General features: G+C 70.0%; 25 protein-coding genes and 1 pseudogene. 9 read left to right on the top strand and 17 right to left on the bottom strand.

Annotation, left to right across the window (positions count from 1 at the left end):
- Positions 1-493: 493 nt before the first annotated feature.
- Positions 494-1,186: a metal-dependent transcriptional regulator gene (locus ACWGDX_RS26365; RefSeq protein WP_093590200.1), complete on the bottom strand. Its 693-nt coding sequence runs from the start codon at positions 1,184-1,186 to the stop codon at positions 494-496.
- A gap of 277 nt (positions 1,187-1,463) precedes the next feature.
- On the opposite strand from ACWGDX_RS26365, the gene ACWGDX_RS26360 reads away from it, so the two are divergent.
- The 3 genes from ACWGDX_RS26360 (at position 1,464) to ACWGDX_RS26350 (ending at position 5,014) form a co-directional block, all read left to right on the top strand.
- Positions 1,464-2,216, top strand: a complete 753-nt coding sequence (locus tag ACWGDX_RS26360; RefSeq protein ID WP_453629383.1) for an SIS domain-containing protein — start codon at positions 1,464-1,466, stop codon at positions 2,214-2,216.
- A 665-nt stretch (positions 2,217-2,881) separates the two neighbouring features.
- Positions 2,882-3,466 (top strand): carbonic anhydrase, encoded by a 585-nt coding sequence (locus ACWGDX_RS26355; RefSeq protein ID WP_453629382.1) that lies wholly within the window; start codon positions 2,882-2,884, stop codon positions 3,464-3,466.
- A 72-nt stretch (positions 3,467-3,538) separates the two neighbouring features.
- The gene (locus tag ACWGDX_RS26350) at positions 3,539-5,014 is read left to right on the top strand and encodes a SulP family inorganic anion transporter (RefSeq protein ID WP_453629380.1); all 1,476 of its coding nucleotides are present in this window, start codon (positions 3,539-3,541) and stop codon (positions 5,012-5,014) included.
- Positions 5,015-5,203: 189 nt separating this feature from the next.
- On the opposite strand, the gene ACWGDX_RS26345 is transcribed toward ACWGDX_RS26350, so the two are convergent.
- Both ACWGDX_RS26345 and pdxH read right to left on the bottom strand, forming a co-directional pair.
- Positions 5,204-6,649, bottom strand: a complete 1,446-nt coding sequence (locus tag ACWGDX_RS26345) for a PAS domain-containing protein (protein ID WP_453629378.1) — start codon at positions 6,647-6,649, stop codon at positions 5,204-5,206.
- Between the two features lie 462 nt (positions 6,650-7,111).
- Positions 7,112-7,783, bottom strand: a complete 672-nt coding sequence (gene pdxH / locus ACWGDX_RS26340; protein WP_453629435.1) for a pyridoxamine 5'-phosphate oxidase — start codon at positions 7,781-7,783, stop codon at positions 7,112-7,114.
- A 311-nt stretch (positions 7,784-8,094) separates the two neighbouring features.
- On the opposite strand from pdxH, the gene ACWGDX_RS26335 reads away from it, so the two are divergent.
- Complete coding sequence (locus tag ACWGDX_RS26335; RefSeq protein WP_453629376.1) at positions 8,095-9,207, top strand: citrate synthase 2; 1,113 nt, start codon at positions 8,095-8,097, stop codon at positions 9,205-9,207.
- Positions 9,208-9,432: 225 nt separating this feature from the next.
- On the opposite strand, the gene ACWGDX_RS26330 is transcribed toward ACWGDX_RS26335, so the two are convergent.
- The 5 genes from ACWGDX_RS26330 to ACWGDX_RS26310 all read right to left on the bottom strand — a co-directional run bounded on the left by ACWGDX_RS26330 (position 9,433) and on the right by ACWGDX_RS26310 (position 13,981).
- Positions 9,433-10,119: a TetR/AcrR family transcriptional regulator gene (locus ACWGDX_RS26330; RefSeq protein ID WP_453629374.1), complete on the bottom strand. Its 687-nt coding sequence runs from the start codon at positions 10,117-10,119 to the stop codon at positions 9,433-9,435.
- Positions 10,107-10,871: an enoyl-CoA hydratase family protein gene (locus ACWGDX_RS26325; RefSeq protein ID WP_453629372.1), complete on the bottom strand. Its 765-nt coding sequence runs from the start codon at positions 10,869-10,871 to the stop codon at positions 10,107-10,109. Before ACWGDX_RS26325 ends, ACWGDX_RS26330 begins: the two co-directional genes overlap by 13 nt.
- Positions 10,868-12,685 carry a 4-coumarate--CoA ligase family protein gene (locus tag ACWGDX_RS26320; protein ID WP_453629370.1) on the bottom strand — a complete coding sequence of 606 codons (1,818 nt, stop codon included), beginning with the start codon at positions 12,683-12,685 and terminating at the stop codon, positions 10,868-10,870. The genes ACWGDX_RS26325 and ACWGDX_RS26320 overlap by 4 nt, the downstream gene beginning before the upstream one ends.
- Positions 12,686-12,848: 163 nt before the next feature.
- Positions 12,849-13,508 (bottom strand): hypothetical protein, encoded by a 660-nt coding sequence (locus ACWGDX_RS26315; protein WP_453629368.1) that lies wholly within the window; start codon positions 13,506-13,508, stop codon positions 12,849-12,851.
- Positions 13,505-13,981 (bottom strand): ATP-binding protein, encoded by a 477-nt coding sequence (locus ACWGDX_RS26310; protein ID WP_453629366.1) that lies wholly within the window; start codon positions 13,979-13,981, stop codon positions 13,505-13,507. The genes ACWGDX_RS26315 and ACWGDX_RS26310 overlap by 4 nt, the downstream gene beginning before the upstream one ends.
- 191 nt (positions 13,982-14,172) lie before the next feature.
- Between ACWGDX_RS26310 and ACWGDX_RS26305 the strand changes: the two genes are divergently transcribed.
- Genes ACWGDX_RS26305 through ACWGDX_RS26295 form a run of 3 tightly spaced genes read left to right on the top strand, consistent with a single transcriptional unit; the run spans position 14,173 to position 15,447 of the window.
- Entirely contained in the window at positions 14,173-15,003 is an 831-nt protein-coding gene (locus ACWGDX_RS26305; RefSeq protein WP_453629364.1) for a helix-turn-helix domain-containing protein, read from the top strand.
- Positions 15,000-15,218 carry a DUF397 domain-containing protein gene (locus tag ACWGDX_RS26300; protein WP_453629362.1) on the top strand — a complete coding sequence of 73 codons (219 nt, stop codon included), beginning with the start codon at positions 15,000-15,002 and terminating at the stop codon, positions 15,216-15,218. The genes ACWGDX_RS26305 and ACWGDX_RS26300 overlap by 4 nt, the downstream gene beginning before the upstream one ends.
- 10 nt (positions 15,219-15,228) lie before the next feature.
- Complete coding sequence (locus tag ACWGDX_RS26295) at positions 15,229-15,447, top strand: DUF397 domain-containing protein (RefSeq protein WP_453629360.1); 219 nt, start codon at positions 15,229-15,231, stop codon at positions 15,445-15,447.
- Positions 15,448-15,621: 174 nt separating this feature from the next.
- Here ACWGDX_RS26295 and ACWGDX_RS26290 read toward each other — a convergent pair.
- From ACWGDX_RS26290 to ACWGDX_RS26275, 4 genes and pseudogenes are all read right to left on the bottom strand, one after another.
- Positions 15,622-15,789: pseudogene (locus ACWGDX_RS26290) on the bottom strand (MarR family transcriptional regulator); the annotation flags it as partial.
- A 105-nt stretch (positions 15,790-15,894) separates the two neighbouring features.
- Positions 15,895-16,749, bottom strand: a complete 855-nt coding sequence (locus ACWGDX_RS26285; protein WP_453629358.1) for a helix-turn-helix domain-containing protein — start codon at positions 16,747-16,749, stop codon at positions 15,895-15,897.
- A 12-nt stretch (positions 16,750-16,761) separates the two neighbouring features.
- Complete coding sequence (locus ACWGDX_RS26280) at positions 16,762-17,274, bottom strand: DUF6879 family protein (RefSeq protein WP_453629356.1); 513 nt, start codon at positions 17,272-17,274, stop codon at positions 16,762-16,764.
- A gap of 571 nt (positions 17,275-17,845) precedes the next feature.
- Positions 17,846-18,943, bottom strand: a complete 1,098-nt coding sequence (locus ACWGDX_RS26275) for a HEAT repeat domain-containing protein (protein ID WP_453629354.1) — start codon at positions 18,941-18,943, stop codon at positions 17,846-17,848.
- Positions 18,944-19,667: 724 nt separating this feature from the next.
- Between ACWGDX_RS26275 and ACWGDX_RS26270 the strand changes: the two genes are divergently transcribed.
- Positions 19,668-20,072, top strand: a complete 405-nt coding sequence (locus ACWGDX_RS26270) for a DUF6415 family natural product biosynthesis protein (RefSeq protein ID WP_453629352.1) — start codon at positions 19,668-19,670, stop codon at positions 20,070-20,072.
- Positions 20,073-20,507: 435 nt separating this feature from the next.
- Here ACWGDX_RS26270 and ACWGDX_RS26265 read toward each other — a convergent pair whose 3' ends face one another.
- The 3 genes from ACWGDX_RS26265 to ACWGDX_RS26255 all read right to left on the bottom strand — a co-directional run bounded on the left by ACWGDX_RS26265 (position 20,508) and on the right by ACWGDX_RS26255 (position 22,533).
- Positions 20,508-20,795, bottom strand: a complete 288-nt coding sequence (locus ACWGDX_RS26265; RefSeq protein WP_383037306.1) for a hypothetical protein — start codon at positions 20,793-20,795, stop codon at positions 20,508-20,510.
- A 512-nt stretch (positions 20,796-21,307) separates the two neighbouring features.
- Positions 21,308-21,994, bottom strand: coding sequence for an SDR family NAD(P)-dependent oxidoreductase (locus ACWGDX_RS26260; protein ID WP_453629349.1), 687 nt, complete (start codon positions 21,992-21,994; stop codon positions 21,308-21,310).
- 134 nt (positions 21,995-22,128) lie between these two features.
- A complete protein-coding gene (locus ACWGDX_RS26255) occupies positions 22,129-22,533 on the bottom strand; it encodes an ester cyclase (RefSeq protein ID WP_453629348.1) in 405 nt (134 codons plus the stop codon).
- A 110-nt stretch (positions 22,534-22,643) separates the two neighbouring features.
- Between ACWGDX_RS26255 and ACWGDX_RS26250 the strand changes: the two genes are divergently transcribed.
- Positions 22,644-23,252: a TetR/AcrR family transcriptional regulator gene (locus ACWGDX_RS26250; protein WP_453629346.1), complete on the top strand. Its 609-nt coding sequence runs from the start codon at positions 22,644-22,646 to the stop codon at positions 23,250-23,252.
- Positions 23,253-23,342: 90 nt separating this feature from the next.
- On the opposite strand, the gene ACWGDX_RS26245 is transcribed toward ACWGDX_RS26250, so the two are convergent.
- Complete coding sequence (locus ACWGDX_RS26245; RefSeq protein ID WP_453629344.1) at positions 23,343-24,482, bottom strand: acyl-CoA dehydrogenase family protein; 1,140 nt, start codon at positions 24,480-24,482, stop codon at positions 23,343-23,345.
- Entirely contained in the window at positions 24,479-26,560 is a 2,082-nt protein-coding gene (locus tag ACWGDX_RS26240) for an acetyl/propionyl/methylcrotonyl-CoA carboxylase subunit alpha (protein WP_453629342.1), read from the bottom strand. Before ACWGDX_RS26240 ends, ACWGDX_RS26245 begins: the two co-directional genes overlap by 4 nt.
- Positions 26,561-26,628: the final 68 nt, after the last annotated feature.

Below are 26,628 nucleotides of genomic sequence, written 5' to 3'. Positions count from 1 at the left end.
TTTTTCCCCGGGGTGGCGGCCGGGCGGGGTTGGCGGGTCGGGGGGTAAGCCCCCGGGGGGGGGGGGGCGCGGGGACACCAAGGGGGTGCACGGCCCCCGGGGCGGGGCGGCGCGGGAGCCGCCCCCGCACACGACGGAGTCGTACAGGGCATGCGAGAGTCGCGACACACCGTGTCGGCCCCCGCCGTGCCCACCCCCACACAGGCGCACAACCCTGCTCCCCTCCCCGGGCGTGGGGCCGGGGCCCCGGCCGCCTTCAGGTCACATGCCTCAGCGACAGCCTGGCACGCGGCGCGCCCCGCCGCTGCCGTTCCGCCGGAAAGCGCGCCCCCGGCCACGGGCGCGCCCCCGGGCGCCCCCGCCGCCGCGACCGCACCCGTACCGTCCCGTCATCGCCTTCGTGAAGCCGCGCGGACCGCTCCCCCGCAGACCGCTCCCCCGTGAACCGCTCCCGCCAGCCGCTCTCCCGCCAGTCGCTCTCCCGCCGACCGCCTCAGCGCTTGGCGACAAAGACGTGCGACGCCACCTCGGAGACCAGCTCCGCCGCCTCGCCGCTGCTTCCCACCAGCACCCCGCCGGGAGACTCCGTCACACTCACCACGGACCCGGGCTGCACACCCGCGCGCCGCAGCGTGTACATGAGCTGGGCGTCGGTCTGGATGGGCTCACCGATACGCCGTACGACCACGGTCTTGCCCTCGGTGCCCGGATCCAGCTCCGCCAGGCTCACCATTCCCGCGTCGAGGAACGGATCGGCCTCGGTCTTCTCGCCCAGCTCCTCCAGGCCCGGGATCGGATTGCCGTACGGCGACTCCGTCGGGTGGCGCAGCAGCTCCAGCACCCGCCGCTCCACCGCCTCGCTCATCACATGCTCCCAGCGGCACGCCTCGGCGTGCACCTGCTCCCACTCCAGGCCGATCACATCGACCAGCAGACACTCGGCGAGCCGGTGCTTGCGCATGACGCGGGTCGCCAGCCTGCGCCCTTCCTCGGTCAGTTCCAGATGCCGGTCGCCCGCCACCTGCACGAGTCCGTCCCGCTCCATCCGGGCCACGGTCTGGCTGACCGTCGGCCCGCTCTGGTCGAGCCGCTCCGCGATCCGGGCGCGCATTGGGACCACACCTTCCTCTTCCAGCTCAAGGATGGTGCGGAGGTACATCTCCGTCGTGTCGATCAGTCCGGACATACATGCCCCTCGATAAATCGTGCGCTGGCCCTGAACCAATTCTGACGCATGCCACCGACAACCGTGCCGTGCCGGAGAACGCCGAAGTGGCGTGACCATGGAAGTGGCCGGACGGCGCTCACCGAGCGGTCCGGCAGCCGTATTGACAGAGCAATGGTCCAGACCTCAACGTGATCCGCGGCACAGACATTCCCGCCTCTGGGAACACTCCCGGGAACACCTCGGGAAACACCCCACGAAAACCCCCGGAAACCCCATGCCTGGGAGGGCCTCCCCGATGAGCGAGAGCAAGCTGGCCGGTCAGTTCTTCGATGCCGCGATCGGACTGCTGCAACGCGTGAGGGACGAGGAGTCCGCCCATGTCGCGGCGGCGGGCAAGGCCGTCGCCGACACCGTCGCCGCCGGCGGCCGGATCTTCGCCTTCGGCGCCGGGCACTCCTCGCTCGCCGCGCAGGACATCGTCTACCGGGCGGGCGGCTTCGCCCTGGCCAATCTGCTGGCCGTGCCCGGGGCGGTGGGTGTCGAGACACCGGCCCCCCTCGGCTCCGCGCTGGAGCGCGTCGACGGTCTGGCGACCGCCGTGCTCGACTCCAGCCCCGCCACCGCCGGGGACGTACTGGTGATCATCTCCCTCTCCGGGCGCAACGCCCTTCCCGTCGAGATGGCGACCCATGCGCGGGCGCTGGGGCTGACGGTCATCGGAGTGACCTCCGTGGCCTATGCGACGGAGACGACCTCCCGAAACCCGTCGGGCACCTATCTCAAGGACCACTGCGACATCGTCCTCGACAGCGGGATCGCGGTGGGCGACGCGGAGCTGACCGCCGACGGCATCGAGGCGCCGTTCGCCCCCGCCTCCACGGTCGTCACCAGCGCCCTGATGCAGGCGATGATGGCCGCCGCCGCGGAGGAACTCGTCCACCGGGGCATCGAGCCCCCGTTGCTGCGGTCGGGCAATGTGGACGGTGGGACCGAGTGGAATCGCCGCGTAATGACGGAGTACGCCGACCGTATCTTCTACCGCCACTGACCGGGCCCCCGCTCGAACGGTGAACGCACGGAAGTAGCCAAAGCAACGACAGGTGACGGGACTGCCTGGACAGTCGAACAGCTAGAACTGATGGCCGAGGCCTGCGGGAACTCTCCCCGCGGGCCTCTGTCGTCCACCCGCCGCCGATGAACGACTTTGCGTCATGAAAGCCCCGGTTGGCGGAATTCCGATCTTTCACGAGAAGGTAATGTTCGTGCAAAGTAAGGGAAGCTGCGGTGTTGCATCATCGGAGCTGACGACGTGTGGGCGCCGTTTGGGCACTGACAACCGCGCCGCACGCGGCAGTTCGGACGACCGCACCACCGCGGCATCGCACCACCCCACCGCACAACCCGCTCGAACGATCGCAAAGTCAGCACGACCGTAAAGACCGCACCATCGAAAGACCGAAAGACCGAAAGACCGCACGACGGAAAGGGCGAGTCGTGAAAGTCCGACCGGACCGCGAGTCCACCGTCAGACCCGGAACGCCCGCCCTCTGACCGGTCTTTCCGGCCGATCCACGCCGGCCGGCCGTAGGCCACTCTCAACCGCCGCGATCCGGCGGAGATGACGCCTGTACGGCTGCCCGCACGGCCCCCACCCCCCACTGACCCGACCACACCGCGCCCCGGCGAGCCCGGGGGCGCAGGAGGCAGGCCATCATGAAGTCACTCATCGACCACGCCCGTACCTTCTCCGTGCAGGTGGCCGAGCGCCACGAGGAGTTCCGCGAACTCGCTGCGGGACAGCGACCGGAAGCGCTCTTCATCACCTGCTCGGACTCCCGCGTCATCCCGTCCCTCATCACCGGGGCACGCCCCGGTGAGCTGTTCGAACTGCGTACGGCGGGCAATATCGTCCCGCGCTACGACGCGGAGCGGCCCAGCGGCGAGGCCGCCACCATCGAGTACGCGCTCCGTGTGCTCGGCGTCCGCGACATCGTCGTCTGCGGTCACTCCCACTGCGGGGCCGTGGGCGCGCTCGTACGCGGCGACGACCTCTCCGCCGTGCCCACCGTCCGCGGCTGGCTCGACCTCGGCGTCCCCGCGCTGCCGGCCTCCCGCGGCCTCGCGCACGCGGTACGCCACCACGCCGCGGCCCAGCTCGAAACCCTCCGCGGCTATCCCGCCGTATGGGAGCGCCACAACGAGGGACGGCTGTCCCTGCACGCCTGGTACTACGAAGTGGACACCGGCGCGATCAGTGTCCACCGGCCCGACCTGGGCGGGGAGTTCAGACCGCTGTGACAGCGGTCCAGGCCACCTCACTCCCCGTCACGTCCGCTCGTGCGCGCGGACCGCACCCCTAGGAACACCCTCATGTTCTCCCTGTTGAAGGACCAACGTGTCCTCAGGCGCGACATACTCGCGTCCCTCGTCGTCTTCCTCGTCGCGCTGCCCCTCTGTGTGGGGGTGGCGGTCGCCTCCGGCGTGCCCGCCGAACTCGGTCTGGTCACCGGCATCGTGGGCGGACTCGTCGTGGGCTGCCTGCCCGGCAGCTCACTCCAGGTCAGCGGCCCCGCGGCCGGACTGACCGTACTCGTATACGAAGCGGTCCAGGAGTTCGGCCTCGGCGCGCTCGGCGCCATCGTCCTCGTCTCCGGACTGCTGCAACTCATGCTCGGGGCCCTCGGTTTCGGCCGCTGGTTCCGGGCCATCTCGGTCGCCGTGGTCCAGGGGATGCTGGCCGGCATCGGCCTCGTACTGATCCTGGGCCAGGTGTACGCCATGGCCGACACGGCCCAGCCCTCCGGCGGACTCGGCAAGGTGGCCGGGCTGCCCGGACTGGTCGGCGAGATCTTCACGAACGGTACGGCGCTGACCGCGTTCCTGGTCGGGGCCGGCACCGTCGCCGTACTGGTCGTCTGGCCCAGAATGCCCGACCGGGTCCGGGTGGTCCCGGGCCCGCTCGCGGCGGTCGCCCTGGCCACCGGCGCGACCCTGCTCTTCGATCTGCCCCTCGCCAAGGTCGAGGTGAAGGGCCTGCTGGAGTCCATACGCCCGCCCGGCTTCGACGACTTCGGGCAGCTCGTGGGCGTGGCCGCGCTCGGTACCGTCCTCGCCTTCACCCTGATCGCCTCGGCGGAGAGTCTGTTCAGCGCCGCCGCGGTCGACCGTATGCACGACGGACCGCGTACGGACTACAACAAGGAACTGATGGCGCAGGGCGTGGGCAACACGATCTGCGGGGCGCTCGGTGCGCTGCCGATGACCGCGGTCATCGTGCGCAGCGCCGCCAATGTCCAGGCGGGGGCGCGGACCCCGCTCTCCCGCATCCTGCACGGCCTGTGGCTGCTGCTGTTCGCCGCGCTGCTGCCGGCGGCGATCGGGGTCATCCCGCTCGCGGCGCTCGCGGGCGTCCTGGTGCACGCCGGGTGCAAACTGGTCCCGGTGCGGGAACTGCTCCCGCTGTACCGGGACCACCGCGGCGAGGCGGTGATCCTCGCGATCACGGCGGTGGCGATCCTGGTCACGAACCTCTTCGAGGGCGTGATCCTGGGGCTGCTGCTCGCGGTGGTCAAGACGGCGTGGGAGATCTCCCATCTCCATCTCGACATCCGCGAACTGACGGGTGGCCGGCTGGTGGTGTCGTTCACCGGGAACGCGACGTTCCTCAGGCTGCCCAGGACCCTGGAGCAGTTGGAGTCACTGCCGAAGGACCGTCCGATCGAGCTGGATCTGTCCGGGCTGCGCCATGTCGACCACGCGTGCCGGATCGCCCTGGAGAACTGGGCGCTGCGGCACAACGACGCGGAGACGGAACCGGTGAGAATGCACCCGCCGAACGTCACCTGACGTCCACCGCACACCGGCGCCGGGCGGTGCTCCCCACCGCCCGGCGCCACACCGGGTCGCCCCGCCCGGCGGCACACCGGGTCGGCCGGACCGGCGCCACACCGGGTCGGCCCGCCCGGCGCCACACCGGGTCGGCCGGACCGGGCAGTGAGTCAGTCGAGCAGTGAGTCAGTCGATGGGGGAAGTGCGTCAGTCGGTGCTGGACAGCGCTCTGGAGAGATCCAGCGAGGCCGCCATCCTGACCGTCACATCCTCCGCGTACACCGCGTCGGGACGCTCGAACGCGGACCTGCTCGCCCCCCGCAGAAACGTCACCACCCCCAGCGACCGGCCCCGGCTGCGCAGCACCGTGCACAGCGCGTGCACCGAGTCCGGCGGCCACTGGCGCGAGGTCGCCCAGGTCGGCGAGGGCGCGGCGCCCGAGGGGGCGCTCGCGCGGACCGAGCCCGCGCGGTCCATCGCCTGGAGCGCCGGATGCCCGCCCCCGTACCGCACCGGTATGCCACCGGTGCTCACCTGCGTACTGGGCCCCGAGCTGCCGCCGGACGGCGTCGCCGCGACCCGCACCAGCCGTAGGGGAGTCTCCGGGACCGAGGAGAACGAACCCGACCTCGGCTCCCCCGCCACCAGATCGATCAGCGCGTGATCGGCGAAGCCCGCCAGCGCGAAGTCCAGATAGACCGTGGCCGCCTCCATCGGGTCCTCGCACTCGACGGCCGCGCGCCCGGCCCGGTGGAGCTGACTGGAGCGGAACCGCAGCCGGTCCGCCTCCTGCGTGGCCAGCTTCATTTCCGTCGCGTCCTGGAACATCCACCCCACGCCCAGCGGCACCGGCTCCTCCGCCAGCGGTGACGCCAGCCGCAGAAAGCCGCTCCGCCAGCAGCGCCGCCGGTCGCCCTCGGGCGTACGGACGGTGACCCACAGCTCGGCGGGCGACTTCGGCGCCCCTTCGGCGAGCACATGGTGGAGCGCGGCCTCCAGCTCCTCGACACCCTGGACGACCACCTCGCCGAGCGGGCGGCCCAGCACGGCCGTACGCCCGGAACCGAGCGCGCGCGCCGCGTAGCTGTTGACGACGGTGGGCCGCAGATCGACATCGACCAGGACGACTCCCCAGGACGCGTCGTCGAAGAGCGCCTCGCTGAGCGCGATGGACCGCTCCAGATCGATCTGCTCATGGACCTCGCTGAACGCGCTGTACACCCCGGCGGGCTTGCCGTCGGCGCCGCGCATCCCGGCCGACTGCGTACGGATCAGCACCCGGCCGCCGTCCTTGCGCAGCAGCGCGAACTCGTCGACCTGCCGTCCCGGGGCCTCCATCACGGCCATCAGCCGTGCCTGCACGTCATCGGCGTCGGCCGTGCGCACCGCCCACCCGGCGAACCCCCGCCGCCCGACGGCCTCCTCGGCGGACCAGCCGAGTATGCGCTCCGCCTCGCGGTTCCAGTGCGTGATCACGCCCTGCGCGTCGAAAGCGCACAGGGCGGCGTCCATCCCGTCGAGCAGGGCCGCGAGCAGATCGGGCCCCGCCTCGTCCCGCTCACCCCCGGCCACGGCCGAGGCCCGCGCCTCCGTACCGGGCTCCGGCTCGTCCGGTCCTCGCGCGTCGGTGGTCTCACTCCGAGAAGCACTCATCCTGGCACCCCCTGCAGGGCGTCTCCGCCTGTGCTGACGCACGTCTCGACATTGAACTTCAACGTGACCCAGCACACACAAGGTTCCCCGAAATCGTTGCTTTGAACAATTCTCCGCCCCGTACGTCATTGCCGCACCACCGGGCACACCGGTCACAGGCGGGGGTGGGAGCCGGGCGCGTCAATATCTCCGTAATTCACTTGAGCCGCTCCGCGAAGGCGCCTAACGTGAGGCGCACACCGAAAGGAGGTGATCCGGAAGATGTATTCAGTCCGGACAAGTGAGGTGGCTGCGGGCTAACGCTCGTCGTCGTACTCTCCGCAGTGCTCGGCCGGGTCGAAGGCCGAAATCCCAAGCAGTCACCCGACCCGCGGACCGCCGGTATGTCCGGCCGGCTCCCTCTCCGGAGGGACCATGGTCCGCGGGTCGTCTGCGTGTGCGCCCGGCGCGGAACGCCCGCGGCTACGGGCAGAGACGCTCCGTACACCAACCGCCCGGTCCGGCCCCCGTCGACGCGGCCTCCGTGGACGCGGCCTCCGTCGTCTTCTCGCGGAAGTAGCGCAGCCGGTCATGGAGCCGGTTCTCGTGGCCCTGCCAGAACTCGACCGTCTCCGGGGTGACGCGGAAGCCGCCCCAGAGCGGGGGCACCGGGACCTGTTCGGCGTCCGGGTAGCGGACCTCCAGGGTCCGGTAGCGGCGGAGCAGGGTCTCGCGGGAGTCGACTGGTGCGGACTGGTCGCTCGCCCAGGCACCGAGCTGGGAGCCGTGCGGACGGGTGCGGAAGTACGCGGCCGTCTCGTCGCGGCCGATACGCGCCGCCGTGCCGGTCACGATGATCTGGCGGGCCAGCGGATGCCAGGGGAAGAGTAGCGAGACATACGCGTTCGCCTCGATCTCACGGCCCTTGCGCGAGGAGTAGTTGGTGAAGAAGACAAAACCGCGCTCGTCGTACGCCTTCATCAGCACCGTGCGGGACGAGGGGCGGCCGTCGGGCGTCGCCGTCGAGACCACCATCGCGTTCGGCTCGTAGAGATCGCCGGCCGCGGCCGCCCTGAACCAGCGGTCGAACTGTTCCATCGGGGCGGGCGCGAGATCCGCCTCCAGCAGCGGCGTACCGCGGTACCGCTCGCGCATGGCGGCGGGATCCAGGTTCTCGTCCGGATTCTCGTCCGGGTTCTCGTCCGGGTTCTCGTCGGGCACGGGACCATCCTGCCGTAGGGCCGAGCTTGCCCGGCACTGAGTGCCGCCAATCCTCGGCGGACGAAGTCTGGCAGTGTGCCGGTTATCACGCTTCCCCGCATCAGCGGAACTCGCCAAAATCCTAGGGTGGGCCTCTGTGGCCTTCGTACACCGGAGGCTATTGTTCCTGGCCTCCCGGACCGCTGCCGTACGGAGGCATCCACCCGGGGTGACCATCCGTCGCACACATCATGAGGAGCCGCCTGATGTCCGACATCGATCCCTCCTTCGTACCAGGTCTGGAAGGCGTAGTCGCGTTCGAGACGGAGATCGCCGAACCGGACAAGGAAGGCGGTTCGCTCCGCTACCGGGGCGTCGACATCGAGGACCTGGTCGGGCAGGTCTCCTTCGGCAATGTGTGGGGACTGCTGGTCGACGGCGCGTTCGACCCCGGTCTGCCGCCCGCCGAGCCCTTCCCGATCCCCGTCCACTCGGGTGACATCCGGGTGGACGTGCAGTCCGCGCTGGCGATGCTCGCGCCCGTGTGGGGGCTGAAGCCGCTGCTCGACATCGACGAGCGCACGGCCCGTGACGATCTGGCGCGCGCCGCCGTGATGGCGCTCTCGTACGTCGCCCAGTCGGCCCGTGGCCAGGGGCTGCCGATGGTGCCGCAGCAGGAGATCGACAAGGCGCGGACGGTCGTCGAGCGCTTTATGATCCGCTGGCGCGGGGAGCCGGACCCCCGGCATGTGAAGGCCGTCGACGCGTACTGGACCTCGGCCGCCGAGCACGGCATGAACGCGTCGACGTTCACGGCCCGGGTCATCGCGTCCACCGGCGCGGATGTGGCGGCGGCCCTGTCCGGCGCGGTCGGCGCGATGTCGGGCCCGCTGCACGGCGGCGCGCCCTCCCGCGTCCTCGGCATGATCGAGGAGATCGAGCGTACGGGCGACGCGACCGCGTATGTGAAGCGCGCCCTGGACCAGGGCGAGCGGCTGATGGGCTTCGGCCACCGGGTCTACCGGGCCGAGGACCCGAGGGCGCGGGTGCTGCGGCGTACGGCGCGGGAGCTGGCGGCGCCCCGGTTCGAGGTGGCCGAGGCGCTGGAGAAGGCCGCGCTGGACGAGCTGCACGCGCGCAGGCCCGACCGGGTGCTGGCGACGAACGTGGAGTTCTGGGCGGCGATCGTGCTGGACTTCGCGGAGGTCCCGGCGCATATGTTCACGTCGATGTTCACCTGTGCCCGTACGGCCGGCTGGTCGGCGCACATCCTGGAGCAGAAGCGGACGGGCCGTCTGGTGCGTCCGTCGGCGCGTTATGTCGGTCCGGGGACCAGGGACCCGCGCCAGATCGAGGGCTTCGAGGGCCTCGGCGGCTGATCCGTAGCCTTCGCCCTCTCCCGCGCCGCGCGCCCCCGACCCGGCCCGCGCGGCGGCGGCTGCTCGGCTCCGCCCTGCGGGCGCGACAGTTCCGCCGGACCCGCAGGGCGGCTGTTCCACCGGGCCCCGGAACGGCTCCCGGGCACGGCCCCCGGGCGCAGAGCGCGACCTCCGGGCGCGACCTCCCGGCACGGGCCCCAGGCACGCCCCCCGGGGGGGCACGGGTCAGCCGTGCTCCGGCAGTACGGCGTCCAGGATCCGCGACCACTGCGCGACCACCCGCTCGCGCCGCCTGCTGTCGTCCGTCAGCAGCGTCGCCAGGCCCAGTCCGCGCGCCATGTCCAGCAGCCCCTGCACGGTCTCCCGTACCCCCGGTACGGATTCGTCGGCGCCGAGCAGTTCCACCGCCGTCCGGTGGGCCTCGCGGCCGATACGGGCCTCCAGCTCGGTGACCCGGGGCCGCAGCCGCTCCTCGTCGGAGGCATCGGAGGCCACAGAGGCCCCAGAAGCGGCGGAGGCCCCAGAGGCGGCGGAGGCCCCAGCGGCCCCAGAAGCGGCGGAGGCCGCAGAGGCGGCCACCCACAGATGCAGCGCGGCCCGGAAGAGCGGTCCCGTGTAGAGGGCCACGATCCCCTCCACCGCCTCGCGCCGGTGCCCGGGTCCCGCCGGGACCAGCGCGCGCAGCGCGGAGGACCGTTCCTCCGCCACATACTCGACGGCCGCCGTGAACAGGTCCTCCCGGGTCGGGAAGTGGTGCTGGGCCGCGCCGCGCGAGACCCCGGCCCGCTCGGCGACGACCGAGACCGTGGAGCCCGCCCAGCCGTACTCGGCCAGACAGGCCACCGCGGCCTCCAGCAGCCGCCGCCTGGTGGCGCGGCCACGGTCCTGCTTGGGCGCGGCTACCGCACCCACGCGGCGTCCCGCCGTTCCATGAACGCCGTGATGCCCTCGCGCGCCTCCGCCGTCACGAAGAGCGAGGCCGAGCGCTGGACGAGATCCTCGGCGTACCGGTCGAAGGCGTCCAGCACACCGACGGTGAGCAGTCTCTTGGACTCCGCGAGCCCCTGCGGCGAGGCCCTGCGCAGTCCGTCGAGGACGGGCGCGAGCGCCGCGTCCGCGTCCTCCGCCGCCTCGGTGATCAGCCCCGCCTCCGCCGCGCGCACCGCGTCGAAGCGCTCACCGGTGAGGTAGTAGCGGGCCGCCGCGCGCGGTTCGATCCGGGGCAGGAGCGGCAGCGAGATCACGGCGGGCGCCACCCCGATCCGTACCTCCGTGAACGCGAAGTCGGACGTACGGTCCGCGATCGCGATGTCGCAGGCCCCGAGGAGGCCGAGTCCGCCGGCCCGCACATGGCCGCTGACGCGTGCCACGACCGGCTTGGGCAGTTCGATGATCTGCCGCATCAGGGCGATGAAGGTGTACGGGTTGGCCGGTTCCTTGAGGTCGGCGCCCGAGCTGAAGGTGGTGCCGGTGTGCGTGAGCACCACGGCCCGTACCGAGGAGTCCTCGGCGCAGCCGGTGAGGGAGTCCCCCAGCGCGCGCACGAGCCGTGCCGACAGGGCGTTGCGGTTCGCCGGTGAGTCCAGGGTCAGGGTGGTGATGCCCCGCTCGTGCGCGGTCGTGACCAGCCTCGCGTGGTCCGTCACATGGTCTCGGTCCGTCACATGGTCTCCCTCTCACGGGGGTACGCCTCGCGCTCCCGTGCTGCGTGGTCTGCGTGGTTTTCGCGGTCTGCGTGGTCTTCGCGGTCCCTCAGTTCGCGCCTGAGGATCTTGCCGGAGGCGGCCCGGGGGACGCCGCCGATGAACTCGACCCGGCGGACCTTCTTGTACGGGGCGACGCGCTCGGCGACAAAGGTCATCACCTCGTCCTCGGTGAGCGCCTCCGCACCGGGCCGACGGACAATGTATGCCTTCGGGATCTCGTTGCCGTCCGGGTCGTGGACACCGGTCACCGCCGCGTCCGCGATCGCCTCGTGGGTGAGCAGGAGGGCCTCCAGTTCGGCCGGGGCGACCTGGAATCCCTTGTACTTGATGAGTTCCTTGACCCGGTCGACGACGAAGAGCCAGCCGTCACCGTCGGTCCTGCCGACATCGCCGGTGTGCACCCAGCCGTCGGCGTCGATCATCGCGGCGGTGGCTCCGGGCCGCCCGAGATAGCCCTTCATCACCTGCGGGCCCCGGATGAGGATCTCGCCCTCGGTGCCGGGGGCGGCGTCCTGGTCCGGATCGTCCAGGGCGACGATGCGCATCTCGGTGCTGGGCAGGAGTTTGCCGACGGCGCCGGGCGGCGGGTCGGCGGCGGTGAGCGGTACGACATGGGTGCCGGGCGACAGCTCCGTCATGCCGTACGCCTGCCGTACGGGCGGCAGCCTCAGCCGGGCCGAACAGGCGGCGGCGAGCCGGGCGTCCAGCGGGGCGGCGGCGCTCAGCACATAGTCGAGCGAGGAGAGGTCGTACCGGGCGACGGCCGGGTGCTTGGCCAGCGCGAGCACGATGGGCGGGGCCACGTAGAGCCCGTTGATGCGGTGTTTCTCGATGGCCTTGAGGAACTGGTCGAGGTCGAAGCGCGGCAGCACGACGACCGTCGCGCCATGCCGCAGCGGCGCGTTCATCAGGGCGGTGAGCCCGTAGATGTGGAAGAAGGGCAGGACGGCGAGGATACGGTCGCCCCGCTTCATCGGCACGGCCGGTTCGAGCTGCGCGAGATTGGTGGCGATCGAACGGTGCGTGAGCATCACGCCCTTGGGGACACCGGTGGTGCCCGAGGAGTACGGCAGGGCCGCGATGTCCTCGCCGGGATCGATCGTGACGGCGGGCGCGGGGGCGGTCGACCGTGCCATGTCGAGGACGGAGCGGTGTCCCACGGCCCGGTCGCAGACGAAGATCTCCTCTATGCCGCCGACGAGTTCGGCGGAGCGCCGTGCCACGTCGAGCAGCGCGGAGACGGTGACGATCCAGCGGGCGGCGGAGTCGCGGAGCTGGGTGGCGAGCTCCTCCGCCGTGGCGAGGGGGTGCGCGGTGGTGACGGAGGCGCCGGCGCGGGTGGCCGCGTAGAAGACGGCCGGGTAGAGGACGGTGTTCGGGCTGTGCAGGGCCAGCACATCGCCCTTGCGCACCCCGGCGTCGGCGAAGGCGGCGGCGATACGGCGGTGGAAGACATCGAGCTGGGCGTAGGTCAGGCTGGTCACGGCCGCCCCGGGCGTACCTCCCGCTCCCGCCGTACGTCCCGCCCCCGCCGTACCCCCTGTTCCCGCCGTACCCCCTGTGCCTGCCGTACCCCAGACACCACTCACACCTCCGGCACCGGTCGTCCCTCCCATCCCTCCCATCCCGGTTATCCCAGCTATCCCAGCTATCCCAACCGTCCCGTCCATGATCGCGACGGTGTCACCGAACTCGGCGGCGCGGCCGAGCACGGCCTCGTGGATGGGCAGATCGACGGCCGGTACATCCTCGTACTCGCTGCGGAACACCATGGGGCGACCCCTTCGACGCGGCAGTGGCGAGCGGGCGTTGGGACAGCAAGAATCGCGTGTGCCGGTGGGTTTGGGGAGACCCGGGGACCGATGGGCCGGATCACGCGCTTCCTCGCCCGGGTCGGTTCGGGCTACGAGGGGGTGGTCCGCGCTTCCGCCCGCTTCAGGTACGCCTCAGGTACGCCGCGTGCTCGGCCTCCAGGTCGACCACCGTGAACTCCTGGAACTCCATGATCAGCTGAGACGCCAGCACCCACCCGATCCGCCAGTCCTCGAACGTGACCCCGTCCGCGTCGTACACCACCGGGAACGGCTCGCCCGGCCGGTACAACGCCCCATGCACCCCCACCGGCGCGAACGCCCGCACCCGCAAGGCCACATACACCTCACGCAAATGCGGACACGCACCCACCGACGTCACCGCACACGGCACACACACCGGCGGATGCGTGGTGACATAGCCGGGCTCCCAGAGTTCCGGGCCGTCGGGATCCTCCCCGACCAGCCAGAGCGTGCCCTCACCCGTACGGTCCGAGGGCCCACCGCAGACCTGGCACAGCAACTTCCGCATGGCCCGGCGCTGCCGCAGGAAATGCACCTTCCCGAACTCCGGCCGCCCCTTCCCCGGACTGATCCCGATCCGCTTCCACAGCACACCCATGTCGTCGCGTTCGTAAGAACCCTCGTCCGCGTACGCGATGCCACCGCCCCTCACGACCACCACACCCGCAGGCCGCTGCTCCGACGACCAACACGCGATGTACGGGACGACATCCGGGCGCGGAAACGCCCCCAGCGGAGGCTTGCCCACCGGCCCGGTCATGAGCGGCCCCCCTCGCTCATGCCCTTACCTTCAATCTCACCCTCACCGGGCCGTACCCGAGGCACGGACAGGGAAGCCCACACCGCCTTCCCCGGACCGCACCGCTCGGCCACCCCCCACTCGTCCGCCAGCGCCTCCACCAGCAGGAGGCCGCGCCCGTCCGACGCCTCCGCGTCCGGCACACGCGGCTGCGGCCGGTCCGGCGAAGCGTCGTGCACCTCGATCCGCAGAGCACCCGAACTGCGGAAGTACCGCGTCTCGATGGTCTGTTCCGGCGTCACCCTCGCGTGCCGCCCGGCATTGCTCAGCAGCTCGGACAGGATCAGGACGGCCGAATCCTCAAGGACCGACAGCCCCCACTCCGCCAGCGCCTTGCGCAACTCCAGCCGCGCCAGCGCCACACACCTCGGGTGACTGCTCCACCGCAGAACAACAGTGCTACTGGTTGGTTTCGGCGTGGGTTTCCCGTACATGTCACACGGCCTCCATCTGCGCTTTTCGCTCCGGGCCAACTGGTCAGCGCCGCTGCGGGACTTGGAGGAGTGCACTTCCAGGGCACGGTTCGACTCCTCTCCGTAGCGAAACGACTACCGGGAGCACTCAGAGTGGCGTAGAGTGAAGAAGCATTCAACGTGTCAGAAATGGCAGGAAAGTTGGTGGCAGGTTGGTAAACCGGAAGGAACTCAACCCCGACAGCAGTCCGCAAGCGGCCTACGGAGCGCAACTGCGCAGCCTCAGGGAGGGGAAGGGGTGGAAGCAGGAAGACCTGTCCGCCCAGATGGAATATTCCAGTACGCATATCTCGGCCGTGGAAACTGGCCGGAAGATGCCAACGTTGCGGTTTGCGCGCAGTGCTGACCGAGCGTTGGGTACTGGTGACCTGTTCGAGCGCAAGTGCCGTGAGATCAAGCATGGCGCCTTGCTGGAAGGCTTCTCGGAGTACGTGGGGTACGAGGGCCGGGCGGTCGAGATCCGGCTGTACGAGATCGGGATCGTCCCTGGTCTGCTCCAGACTCCGGAGTACGCGCGGGTGCTCGCCGACAGCGCCGTACAGCGGGGCGCCATCACACCCGAGCAGGCCGACGAACGAGTGTCTTATCTGGCTGAACGACAGCAGGCGTTGGAGCGGTCCCGGCCCCCGATGATGTTCGTCGTCATGGACGAGAGCTGCATCCGGCGCCCCATCGGCGGCCATGCGGTCATGGAGCCGCAGCTTGAACGGCTGGCCAAGTTCGCCGCCAACGCGAACACGGTGCTCCAAGTGGCGCCGTTCGAGATGGGCGAGCGCCGTTCGTTCGACCTCCCGGTCAATTTGCTGACGCTGTCCGACCGATCCGTAGCCGCCTATGCGGAGTCTCAAACTCAGGGACACCTGGACCGGGAGACGACTTCCGTAGTGCCCCTACTGACGGCCTACCATCAGCTACAGGCCGAAGCGCTCTCCCAGGCGGCTTCCGTGGCCATGATCGAGCAGGTACGAAAGGGCATCCCGTGACGACCGAGTCCCCCCGTTGGTTCACGTCCTCCTACAGCAACAACGGCGGTAACTGTGTTGAGGTGGCCGCCAACCTCGCCACCTCGCGCGGCACGGTCCCCGTCCGCGACTCCAAGCACCCCACCGGTCCGGTCCTGAACATCCCCGCCGGCGCGTTCACCTCCTTCGTAGAGGCCACCAAGACAGGCGAGTTCACCCGCACCCCAGGCGCGTGAAAGGACACCCGTGACGAACGAAACTCCCCGTTGGTTCACGTCCTCCTACAGCGACAACGGCGGCGCCTGCGTACAGGTCGCCGCCAACCTCGCCACCACACGCGGCACGGTCCCCGTCCGCGACTCCAAGCACCCCACCGGTCCGGTCCTGAACATCCCCGCCGACGCGTTCACCTCCTTCGTAGAGGCCGCCAAGACAGGCGAGTTCACCCGCACCCACACCGCATGACCCGCACACCACCCCGCTGAGCCCCGCCCTCCCCCCAGCCTCAACCTCCTGGGAGCGGCGGGGCTCTCGCGTCCCACCCGGACTCAGGCCGACGCGTCAATGGCCTTTCGACCGCCCGGGGGTGGCTGCTGAAGCAGCTGTCCGGGCGCGGCAAGACGTACGCCGAGGAACGAGCTACGGAGCGTCGTTGTTGCCGTCGCCGCCGCCGTCGCCGCCGTCGCGCAGAGAATGGATCATGCTCCGCAAAATCCGGAACGCGCCCGACTGCTCGGCCTCGGTCATACCGGCCAGCATCCTGAGCTCGACGGACCGCACCGCCACGGTCGCCTTCTCGGCGATCCGTCACCCGTCGGCGAAACTCCGGACGTTGAATCCCTCGCCGGCCGCGCGGTCGCACCGTGCGTGCCGACAGGGGACGGCCGGCGGAAGCCCCGTCCGCACACCGGGTCAGGACAGGGCGTCAATGGCCCTGACGATCAACGCCCGCGCCCCGGCCCCGTACACGGCAAGCTCCGTAAGCCTGGTGAACGCGCGAAGGTAGACGTCCAGCTCGCCGGGCGCCGTAACGGTCACCTTCGCGGCGGCCAGTTCCACGTGAACCCGCGCGTCGTCGAACACGGTGAACTGCTCAAGAGGCCACATGGCCTGTTCCCGCGGCACGCCTGCGGGGATGATTCCCAGCGCCATGGACGGCAGCGACATGGACGCCAGGAGGTTACCCAACTGGCCGGCCATCGTTTCCGCGTCACCGATGCGGTGGTGGAGGACATGCTCCTCGATGAGCGTCGCGAAGCGGTGGTCTCCTTCGTAGACGACGCGCGAGCGCCGTATGCGGGCGTCGACCGCTTCGCTCACGTCGTCGGGAGTGCCACGGAAACCGGCGATGGTGCCCATGAGGGCTGTCGCGTAGCCAGGCGTCTGGAGGAATCCGGGCACGACATGGGAGGCGTACACGCGGAAGAGCCGCGTGCGCTCGTACAGGGGCGTGGACACCTCTTGTAGCCGCTTCATGCCCGTGCGCTGGAGTCTCCTCCACTCGACGTACATGGAGTCGGCCCGCCGGTTGGCGGCGACCAGGTCCGCCGCCCGGCCGTCCGCGCCACACGCCGTGCACCAGGCGCGGATGTCCGCGTCGGACGGTGGCGTGCGGGCGTTCTCGATCCGGGACGACTTGGCGACGGACCAGCCGCAGCGCGCCGCGAGTTCCTTGCCTGTGATCCCCGCGTCCAGACGCAGCTCCCGCAGCCGTTCCGCGAGGGCCGCCCGTGCCTGATGCGCGCTGGACGATGGTGAGAGGGGCATGGGAGGGGTGGGCTACCTGATCTCGTACTCGTCGTGGGGGATGGCGCGTTCCCAGATCTTCTCGAACGCGGTGGAGCACGCCTCGACCACCTGAGGGTCCTCGCGCACTTCCTTGTCCAGCCAGTCTCCGTCGCCGGAGAAGTGATGGACCCGCATCAACTGGTCATCGAAGATCCAGAAGTCGTTGGCGGGCAGCAGGAGGTCCGTGGCGAACCGGCGAGGCAGCCACCGCACCTGCTCGCCCGCCGCCACGTTGGCGTTGGTCACGTGGTGCTCCCAACGGATGTACTCGGTCACCGGCTCCGAGACCACGCGGGCGCGACGGACGGACACTCCCCGGGCCACGGCGTCGGCGATCTGCTGGTGAAAGGGACGCCACCATGATGCTCGATCGCTCCAGTCGACGCGGTGGCCCTGCTGCCACGCCTCGAAGCGGGGGTTGGTGAAATAGCCGTCCCGCATCTCCAGATGGACGGCCGACCGCTCGGCACCGGCAATCAGGTCACTGAACTCCGTCGAGTTCATCACACGCCTTCCTGATGATCGACACCATGCGCCGGGGAATCCTGATGACCGTTTCGTCGGGCGGGATCGGCGCCTTGGCGGGAGACAGGGCATGACACTCGGGTCACGATGGCTGATCTCCTGCCGCTAGCTGGTTACAGGGATTTCCGCCACGGTGATATCTCCCGGTGAAGCCGTCAAGAGTGCCTCCTTGACCCGGGTCGGTGCGCGCAATCACGTGTAATTCGGCGCAACACGCGCGCGAGGCCCGTATGAGTGCCCACGGAGGCAGCCACGGGCAGACAGACGGACGCCGCGAGCGCCGACAGGCCGCCATGGACAGGGCCCGGGTGGTGAGCCGAAGCACGATGGTTGTCACATAGGCAGGCTTGTTGTCACCCTCGAGGTTGGGCGCCGGACTCGAGGATGTCGGCTGATGTCCTGTCGCACTGAGCCTGTCGGATTCTCACTGCTTCTCGTTCGTGCTGCCGGATTCTCATTGCGTCGCGCGCTGAGCGACGACGTTTGCCCCGTACACAGCGGACTGCGGACAGGCTTTGTTCTTGGACCAGATCAGCCGGCGGCCGTGTGATCAGAGCAGGGCTCGGATGGCGTCGCGCTGCTCTGGCAGGCCGGCTTCCCTGAGCCAGCGGAATTTGTTGCCAATATTCCCCCAACAGTTGTCATTGGCGGTGACGGCTTTCAGAAGCTCTCGTTGCGCGGCCGACAGTGGCAGGCCGGGGCTGTAGCCGGTGGGAAAGGCTTTGACGAGCAGCGGACCCCAGTCGCGGTCGACGGTGTAGTCGCCGGCGAGCGGTATCAGGGTCATGGCCGCCGGAGCTAGGTCTTCGAAGGCGTCGACGCGGTCAAGGACGGCCTTCAGGAGGGTAAAGCGGAGCCAGCCGTCGAATTGAGGGAGTGGGTCCGGGAACCAGTGGTCTGCCTCGACCGGGTTTTGCAGGGCTTCGAGCAGGACGGCGGTGGCGCGTGGCATGTGCGCGCATCCGCTGGCCAGAGCGGCGCAGGTGCGCACGGCCGGATCAGGATCGTTGAGGAGGCCGGTGGTGTCCTGGCCCCAGGCGCCCATGGCCAGAGCTGCGGAGGAGCGTTCTCGGCGACTGCCATCCGCTGCGAGAACGCTACGCAGGCGGTGGGCGGCGCGGGGAACGAGCTCGGCGAGGTCGGGTGCCTTCAGAAGCAGGGTGACCGCTCCGAGGGCTGCCTCTCGGGTGTCCGGATGCGGATCGTCGAGGAACGGTTCGACCGCGTCGTAAAGCTCGCGTCGGATACTCCGGCATGCGTGGATCGCTTCGAGCTCGTCTTCGTCCTCGCCGTCGTACTCATCCCCGTACTCGTCCTCGCTGCCGGGGTCCTCGCCATAGGAGGCCGAGTCGGCGATCTGGCCGAGCCAGTCGAGTAGTGCGGCCCGTAGGGGTCGGGTCCGGTCGTCCCAGGGGAAGAAGCTCTCGTGCTCGGCCAAAGTCTGGCGGTGGGTCAGGATCGCTGCGACGAACAGTGCGGCCGACGGGGTGGAGCTGTACAGGGATCCTTGATGCAGCACGGACATATCGAGCATTCCCAGCGCCTCGGCCTGCACCTCGGGATCCTCGTTCAGGAGTTGACACAGGTACGGCGGGGTGTCCTCGGCGCTCCCATATGCATGCTGCAGGGCGCCCCATTCAGTTGCCATGAGCAGCTCTCTGGCCGTCGAAGGCAGTTCAGACCAGATGGGTGCGCCACGTTCCTCGCCTCGATTCGTCACATGCACACCCTGCCGAACAGCACTGACAACCGGTTGCACCGGGGGTCCCCGCAGGCATGTCTCACCTGTTGCCGCCTTTGGACAGTTCTGTGAACCACCCTCCACGAAAGCCAGGTCGTTTGAGAACCCCGAGCCTCCGTCTTCTCAAACGGCCTGGCATCCCAGCAGGTCGACGGCTCGCTATCTGACAGATGCAATTCGACAGGACAGCTGACTCAATGGTGGGTCGGCGCCCGCCGCAGCAGGCCACCACTTCTGTCGCCGTGGAGTTCAGAAAGATCATGAACCAGGATGACCTGCCCACCGCGTCGATGGATCCGGTACGAAGCGGCTCTTCCCCAGCCCGCCTGAGGATGTCGATGCTGTCGGCAAGGCCATCGATCGTGTGGCCACGCTTTAGGGGATGGAGCATTCGGCCCCGGAAAACGCCCGCGTGCTGGTTGGCGGGGACCAGGCCGTCCCAGACGACGAAGTCGGCCCCGGCGATCAAGGCGGCCCTCGCAGGTCCGGATGCCGGGGTCTGTTCGCAAAGCATGGCGATGAGGTCGTCGCGGGTCACGCTGCGACCCGGTCGACAGGAAGGCCGACGATCAGCTGTGTGTGACAACTACAGCGCCTCCCTGGTGACAACCCGGCTGCTCCGGCCTGGCTCGTGCGCAGCATACGCAGTGCGGTCGGTGACAGCTGTCGAGCTTCGGCACAGGCGGCCGGCCACGGAGCAGGCGCACATGAGGAACTCGCCGGACTGGCCACGGACCTCCGCGCCTACGCCACCGAGATGCTTCCCGCCGCACAGGCCCAGGTCGACCAGATGTGGCGCGGAAGCCGGGAGTGGTACGTCCTCGGCTCCCGCCTGCACAACATCTCGACCGACGCCGAACAACCCCTCGCCGGCGGCACCCTGGCCGCGCATGTGCAGGTACGACTCCTGGCACTGGACTGCGAATGGCTCCTCACCCGCTACGGCGTGGACCTCCTCGCGAAGGACCGGCTCGACGACCCTCCGCGCCAAGGGGAACCACGACTTCCGTCGCCCCAAGGCTCTGAGAGGATGTAGGCATGCGGATGAGTGTTGGCCAAGCAACAGCAAAGCTGCTCTAACACCGCAGCTCAGGAAGGGTATTCCCCGCACGGGCGGGGGTGGTCCCGTCTTCACCGTGCCGATCTTCGGCAGCTTGATGTATTCCCCGCACGGGCGGGGGTGGTCCGTGCGGGCTGATCTCGTCGGCGGTCTCGGCCGCGTATTCCCCGCACGGGCGGGGGTGGTCCGGTGCCGGGGGTACGGCTGGGGCAAGGTCGTCACGTATTCCCCGCACAGGCGGGGGCGGTAGATAGAGGCCCGGCCCCACCGTGCGTGCGGCCAGGCCTTCCTCAGTTCCCGCACTTGTGGCAGGAGCTGCTGCTTACTTTGCTGATCTTGTTGCCTTTGTCGTCGGTCTCCCAGGTGTCGGATCGTGATCCGTCACAGCCAGGAGTCGGGCACGAAATGACCTCACTGATCTGGGGCATTACGCACTCCGGTCTTGGTTGATCCGCAGTACTCGCACGGCAGTCGACGCACCACGAGCACGCGGCCCGCGGCCCCGTACTGGTAGCGGTCCTCGACATCTCCACCGCAGCCTGTCGTGTCGCACGGTGCGGTCACGCACGCGGTGAAGTGTGTGGGGCCTGGGCCCGGCGGCAGCTCGCAGAACAAGCAGGGGAAGAGGGTCTGTCCGTCCTCGTTCTCCACGTAGGCGATGGCCTCGGCGGCCTTGCAGTGAGGGCAGATGAGTGCCATATCGATCTCCTCTTGGCGGGCGATCGAGTCTTACGTCACACTGCGCCGCATGCGTGGCTGTCTGCCCTCCTTTCACTCGATGTGCGGAACCCGCCCCGGCCCGGAGCCGTGGCGGGCGGCTGGTCGACGCGGATCTGTCCAGGCCCGTAGCACTGTCCGCGCGCGTCCCCTCGGCACTCTGGCGTGGTGCAGCGCGTCGTACGCGACGCAGGGCCTGTCATTGCGCCCCTTCGGTTCGGCGGAGGGCGCGGTCGGCGCGCAGCTCGCGCGGACGCCGGGTGACTTTCGCGCGTGCTGCTTGAGCCGTTGGCGAAGGAGAGATGGGCACGAGCTGACCTGTAGGCCTTCCGCACAGTACGTCGTCGTCTCCGCCGGCCAGGTGACCGCCGACGCGAAGAACGTCAGCCTGATCGAGACGGCCACGGTCCCAATGAACCGCCTCACGGCCCTGCGGGGGTCTGCGCGTCCTGAGCGCGTGGCCGTGGCGCCTTACAGAGTTCGGTCGCCGGTGGCTACCAGGGCAGTTCCCCCGCTTCGTCCTGGAGCGTTCCCGTCGGGCCGTTCGCGTCCAGGGTCGCGAAGCGGACCACGACCCTGGCGCTCTCCTCGGGAGAGCGGCCGATGCCGAAGTCGGCCGTCATGTCGGTGGCGGTCGTGCCGGGCTCGATCGCGTTGAACTTGATGCCCGGATAGGCCGTGGCGTACTGGACCGTGAGCATGGTGGCCGCCGCCTTCGAGGCGGCGTAGAGCGCCAGCGGCAGGCCGTACTCGGGCCGGTCGGGGTTGGTGACCGCCCAGAAGGACCCGACGCTGCTGGAGACCGTGACCACCGTGGGGTTCGAGGACTCGTGGAGCAGGGGGAGCGCCGCCTCCGTGACGCGGACGATCCCCACCGCGTTGGTGTCGAAGACCCGCAGTGCCGTGGGGCCGTCGATGGCCCCGGCGCCCAGTACGCCCGCGTTGTTGATCAGGACGTCGAGCCGGCCCTCGGCCGCGCCGATCGTCGCCAGCGCGCCGCTCACCGAGGCGTCGTCGGTGACGTCGAGCTGGACGAACCGCGCGCCGAGCGCCGCCGCGGCCTTCTCGCCCCGCTCGGCGTCACGCGCGCCGATGTAGACCGTGTGGCCCAGCTCCAGAAGCTGCTTCGCCGTCTCGAACCCGATGCCCTTGTTGGCTCCGGTGATCAGGGTGACGGTCATGGTCTTCCTCCCGAAATAGTGGCCCGAGCGGGCCGTCGGACCGAGCGGGCACAGTGGCCCGACCGGGCCGCCGCACCGAGCGGACCGGTCGGCCCCGGCGGGCCGTCGCATGCGCCGCGTACGGCCCCGTGTGGTCAGCGAGATCGGCCGACCGCCAGCTGCCGGCGCATTTCTCCGGCGTCGTGGAGGGCCGTCATATGAATGAAGCGCCCGGCACGGACCTGGTAGATGGCGTACTCGACAATCTCGAACGACGCGCCGGTGGGCGCCACGCCCAGCCACTCCCTCACCGGGGTGCCGGTGTTGATCAGACGGGCGGCCAGCCGGTCGCCGTCGAAGAACAGTTCCCTCAGTTCCCAGTGGAGGTCCGGCACCGCGTCCACATCGTGCTTCTGCACCGAGAGGAGGTCCTCCCGGGTCGCGGGCTCGCCGTTCAGCGTGGTCCGGTCGCTGATGAACTCGTCCATGCCGTCGAACTCATGGGCGTTGAGTGCCTGGAGGTAGCGCTCGTAGAACGCGCGCAGCTCACTTTCGGACATGAGGGCACCCCTCTTTCCAAGGATTCGCTTCGAGTTCTGTAGCGATTGATGCAGAATGGAAGAGTAGCACTTTCCGCATCGATCGCTACAGAAAAAGGCAGGGCGCACCAGTGGGAACGAAACAGAGTGGTCCGAGAGGGCGTCCGAGGGGGTTCGACGCCGACGAGGCGCTGGAGCGCGCGATGCTGGTGTTCTGGGAACACGGCTACGAGGGCGCCAGCCTGGCCTGCCTGACCGAGGCGATGGGCATCTCCACGACCAGCATGTACGCGGCCTTCGGCAACAAGCAGGAGCTGTTCCGCAAAGCCCTCGACCGCTACATCACCGGCCCCAGCGCCTATCTGGTCCGCGCCCTACGGGAACCGACCGCGCTCGGGGTGGCCGGGGCGATCCTCGCCGGGACCATCCGTAACACCACCCGCACCGCCCATCCCCACGGCTGCCTGGGCGTGCAGGCCGCGCTGGCCGTCGGCGACTCCGGGCAGGAGATCCGCGATCTGCTCATCGCCTGGCGCGACGACGGCAACTCCTGGATACGGGAACGATTCCAGCGAGCCGTGGACGAAGGCGACCTGCCGCCGGAGGCCGATCCGGGCCTGCTGGCCCGCTACATCGTGACCCTCGCCCACGGCATCGCCGTGCAGGCCGCGAGCGATGTCCCCCGTGACGAACTCCAGAGGATGGCCGACGCCGCCCTGCGCGGCTGGCCGCTCTCCTGAGGTTCCTCAGAACCACCCCGGTTCTGAGAACCGCCCCGGTTCTGAGAACCGCCCCGTGTCCGCCTGTTGGCGAGAGACTCCGTACGAGACTCAGTACGACTTGGGGAGCCCCAAGGACTGGTGCGATATGTAGTTCAGGATCATCTCGCGGCTGACCGGCGCGATCCGGGCCACCCGGGCCGCGGTGACCAGGGACGCGAGGCCGTACTCGCGGGTGAGGCCGTTGCCGCCGAGGGTGTGCACTGCCTGGTCGACGGCGTGTACGCAGGCCTCGGCGGCGGCGTACTTGGCCATGTTGGCGGCCTCGCCCGCGCCGGTGTCGTCGCCCGCGTCGAGGAGATACGCGGCCTTGCGCGTCATCAGGGCGGCGAGTTCGAGTTCGATATGGGCCTGGGCGAGGGGGTGCGCGATGGCCTGGTGGGCGCCGATCGGCTCCTTCCACACCTGGCGGGTCTTCGCGTACTCGACCGCCCGGTCCAGTGCGTAGCGGCCCATGCCGAGGGCGAAGGCGGCGGTCATGACGCGTTCGGGGTTGAGTCCGGCGAAGAGCTGGAGCAGTCCGGCGTCCTCGTCGCCGACCAGCGCGTCGGCGGGCAGCCGTACGTCATCGATGACCAGCTCGAACTGCTTCTCCACGGCGTGGAGTTCCATGTCGATCGCGGAGCGGTGGAAGCCTTCCGCGTCCCGGGGGACGATGAAGAGACAGGGCTTGAGACGGCCGGTCCGCGCGTCCTCGGTACGGCCGACGATCAAGGTGGCGTCGGCGATGTCGACGCCGGAGACGAAGACCTTGCGCCCGTTCAGCACCCAGTCGCCGCCGTCCTTGCGGGCCGTGGTGGTGAGCCGGTGGGAGTTGGATCCCGCGTCGGGTTCGGTGATGCCGAAGGCCATGGTGAGGGAGCCGTCGGAGAGGCCGGGCAGCCACTGCCGCTTCTGTTCGTCCGTACCGAAGCGGGCGATCACGGTGCCGCAGATGGCCGGCGAGACGATCATCAGCAGCAGCGGGCAGCCGGCGCTTCCCAACTCCTCCAGCACGAGCGAGAGTTCGGTGATCCCGGCGCCTCCGCCGCCGTACTCCTCGGGCAGATTGACCCCGAGATAGCCGAGCTTCCCGGCCTCGCGCCAGAGGCTCTCGCGGTCGTAGCCGCGGCCGTGGCGGCGGCCGAGGGCGGCGACGGCGGCGCGCAGCGCGGTCCGCTCCTCGGTCTCGATCAGGAAGCTGCCGGTCATGACGGTTCCTCCGGTGCGGTCCGTTCGGTATGTGCGGCCTGTGCTGTGTCGGTGACCACGGCGAGCAGGGCGCCCACCTCGACCTGGCGGCCGGGCGCGGCGTGGAGCGCGGTGAGTGTGCCGGAGGCGGGCGCGGTGATCCGGTGTTCCATCTTCATCGCCTCCAGCCAGATCAGCGGCTGCCCCGCGGTGACGCGGGCGCCTTCGGCCACTCCGTCCGCGATCCGTACGACGGTGCCCGGCATGGGCGCGAGCAGCGATCCCGGCTCGGTGTGCCGGCTGGGATCGCCGAAGCGCGGCCGGGCGGTCAGGCGGTACGCGCCGTGGGCGCTGTCCACATGGACCTCGTCGCCGTACGCGCTGACCTCGAAGTGCCGTACGACTCCCTCGGCTTCGAGGCTGACGCGGTGGGGTCCGACGGCGACGACCCGTACGTCGTCGCCCTCGACGGCGAATCCCTGCCGGGTGGTCCGGTAGCGGATCTCGTGCTCGCCGTAGGTCTTGCTCTGGGTCCCGGCTCCGACATTGCGCCAGCCGCCGAGCCGGGCGGGCAGCGCGGCGCCGCTCCCCCGGGCCGCGCCGCGAACCCCGGCCGCGCCTCCGCTCCCGCCGCTCCCGCCGCTCCCGCCGCTCCCCCGGGCTGCCGCGTCGGCCAGCGCGGCGGCGATCGCGGCGTACCGCTCACCGGGCGCGGACGCGGACGCGGACGTGGGCGCGGACGCGGGCGCGGCCCCGGTCAGCGCGTCGAGATGGCGCTCGTAGAACCCGGTGTCGAACCGTCCGCCCGTGAAGTCGGGATGCTCCAGCGACCGTACGAGCAGTTCCCGGTTGGTCCCGGGCCCGTGCACCCGGGCCCGCCGCAGCGCGTACCGCAGGGCGCGCAGCGCCTCGTCGCGGGTGGGGGCCCAGACGACGGCCTTGGCGAGCAGCGCGTCGTAATGCACTCCGATCGTGTCGCCCCCGGCGTAACCGGCGTCGACGCGCAGCCGTGGCGCGGTGGCGTCCGCGAGACCCGACGGCGGGCCGTACGGGAACTCCAGGGCGTGCAGCGTGCCCGTCTGCGGCGCCCACGCCCTGGCCGGGTCCTCCGCGTAGAGCCGGGCCTCCATCGCGTGGCCGTGCGCGGCCGGGGGCCCGGCGGGGAGCGCCGCGCCCTCCGCGACCGAGAGTTGCAGGGCCACCAGATCGAGTCCGAACACCTCCTCCGTCACCGGGTGTTCGACCTGGAGGCGGGTGTTCATCTCCAGGAAGTACGGACGGCCCTCGGCGGAGACCAGGAACTCGACCGTGCCCGCGCCCGTGTAGCCGACCGCGCGCGCCGCCGTGACGGCGGCCTCGTGCAGGACGGTACGGAGCGAGTCCGGCAGACCGGGCGCCGGGCACTCCTCGATGACCTTCTGGTGGCGGCGCTGGAGGGAGCAGTCCCGGGTGCCCAGCGCCCAGACCGTGCCATGGGTGTCCCCGAGGATCTGCACCTCGACATGGCGGCCACGCTCCACATACGGCTCCGCGAAGACCTCCCCGTCACCGAAGGCCGAGCGCGCCTCCGCCGACGCCGCCGTCAACGCCTCGCCGAGAGCGCCGAGTTCGCGGACGATCCGCATTCCGCGCCCGCCGCCGCCCGCCGCCGCCTTGAGCAGCAGCGGCAGATCCGACTCCGTGGCCGTGGCCGGATCCACCGGCGCGAGCAGCGGCACGCCCGCCGCGCCCATCAGCTCCTTGGCGCGTGTCTTCGACGCCATCGCCTCGATGGCCTCCGGCGGCGGCCCGATCCACCCGAGCCCGGCGTCCAGCACGGCCCGTGCGAACTCCGCGTTCTCGGAGAGGAATCCGTAGCCGGGGTGCACGGCGTCCGCGCCCGCCGCCAGCGCCGCCTTCACGATCAGATCGCCGCGCAGATAGGTGTCGGCGGGCACGGCCCCCGGCAGCCGTACCGCCGTGTCCGCGTCCCGTACGTGCAGCGCGCCCTCGTCCGCGTCGGAGTACACCGCGACCGTCGCGATCCCCCGCTCACGGCAGGTCCGGAAGACCCGGCAGGCGATCTCGCCCCGGTTGGCGACCAGTACAGAAGTGATCATCAGGTCCCTCGCCCTTGTCCGCGTACGTCAATCGGAGGTCACATGACGCAGAGGTCACATGACGCGGA

This window comes from Streptomyces sp. NPDC055025 (genome assembly GCF_053608565.1).
Note: the sequence above shows the minus strand (reverse complement) of the source record. Positions and strands in the feature narration are given on the sequence as shown.

Coding starts and splice junctions, on each gene's coding strand:
- ACWGDX_RS26285 (WP_453629358.1), bottom strand. CDS start 16,749: ATGCCCCTCTCACCATCGTCCAGCGCGCATCAGGCACGGGCGGCCCTC.
- ACWGDX_RS26320 (WP_453629370.1), bottom strand. CDS start 12,685: ATGGTGTTCCGCAGCGAGTACGAGGATGTACCGGCCGTCGATCTGCCC.
- ACWGDX_RS26315 (WP_453629368.1), bottom strand. CDS start 13,508: ATGACCGGGCCGGTGGGCAAGCCTCCGCTGGGGGCGTTTCCGCGCCCG.
- pdxH (WP_453629435.1), bottom strand. CDS start 7,783: ATGCGCGAGCGGTACCGCGGTACGCCGCTGCTGGAGGCGGATCTCGCG.
- ACWGDX_RS26350 (WP_453629380.1), top strand. CDS start 3,539: ATGTTCTCCCTGTTGAAGGACCAACGTGTCCTCAGGCGCGACATACTC.
- ACWGDX_RS26275 (WP_453629354.1), bottom strand. CDS start 18,943: ATGGCAACTGAATGGGGCGCCCTGCAGCATGCATATGGGAGCGCCGAG.
- ACWGDX_RS26345 (WP_453629378.1), bottom strand. CDS start 6,649: ATGAGTGCTTCTCGGAGTGAGACCACCGACGCGCGAGGACCGGACGAG.
- ACWGDX_RS26365 (WP_093590200.1), bottom strand. CDS start 1,186: ATGTCCGGACTGATCGACACGACGGAGATGTACCTCCGCACCATCCTT.
- ACWGDX_RS26265 (WP_383037306.1), bottom strand. CDS start 20,795: ATGGCACTCATCTGCCCTCACTGCAAGGCCGCCGAGGCCATCGCCTAC.
- ACWGDX_RS26355 (WP_453629382.1), top strand. CDS start 2,882: ATGAAGTCACTCATCGACCACGCCCGTACCTTCTCCGTGCAGGTGGCC.
- ACWGDX_RS26245 (WP_453629344.1), bottom strand. CDS start 24,482: ATGACCGGCAGCTTCCTGATCGAGACCGAGGAGCGGACCGCGCTGCGC.
- ACWGDX_RS26280 (WP_453629356.1), bottom strand. CDS start 17,274: ATGAACTCGACGGAGTTCAGTGACCTGATTGCCGGTGCCGAGCGGTCG.
- ACWGDX_RS26260 (WP_453629349.1), bottom strand. CDS start 21,994: ATGACCGTCACCCTGATCACCGGAGCCAACAAGGGCATCGGGTTCGAG.
- ACWGDX_RS26310 (WP_453629366.1), bottom strand. CDS start 13,981: ATGTACGGGAAACCCACGCCGAAACCAACCAGTAGCACTGTTGTTCTG.
- ACWGDX_RS26240 (WP_453629342.1), bottom strand. CDS start 26,560: ATGATCACTTCTGTACTGGTCGCCAACCGGGGCGAGATCGCCTGCCGG.
- ACWGDX_RS26255 (WP_453629348.1), bottom strand. CDS start 22,533: ATGTCCGAAAGTGAGCTGCGCGCGTTCTACGAGCGCTACCTCCAGGCA.
- ACWGDX_RS26335 (WP_453629376.1), top strand. CDS start 8,095: ATGTCCGACATCGATCCCTCCTTCGTACCAGGTCTGGAAGGCGTAGTC.
- ACWGDX_RS26360 (WP_453629383.1), top strand. CDS start 1,464: ATGAGCGAGAGCAAGCTGGCCGGTCAGTTCTTCGATGCCGCGATCGGA.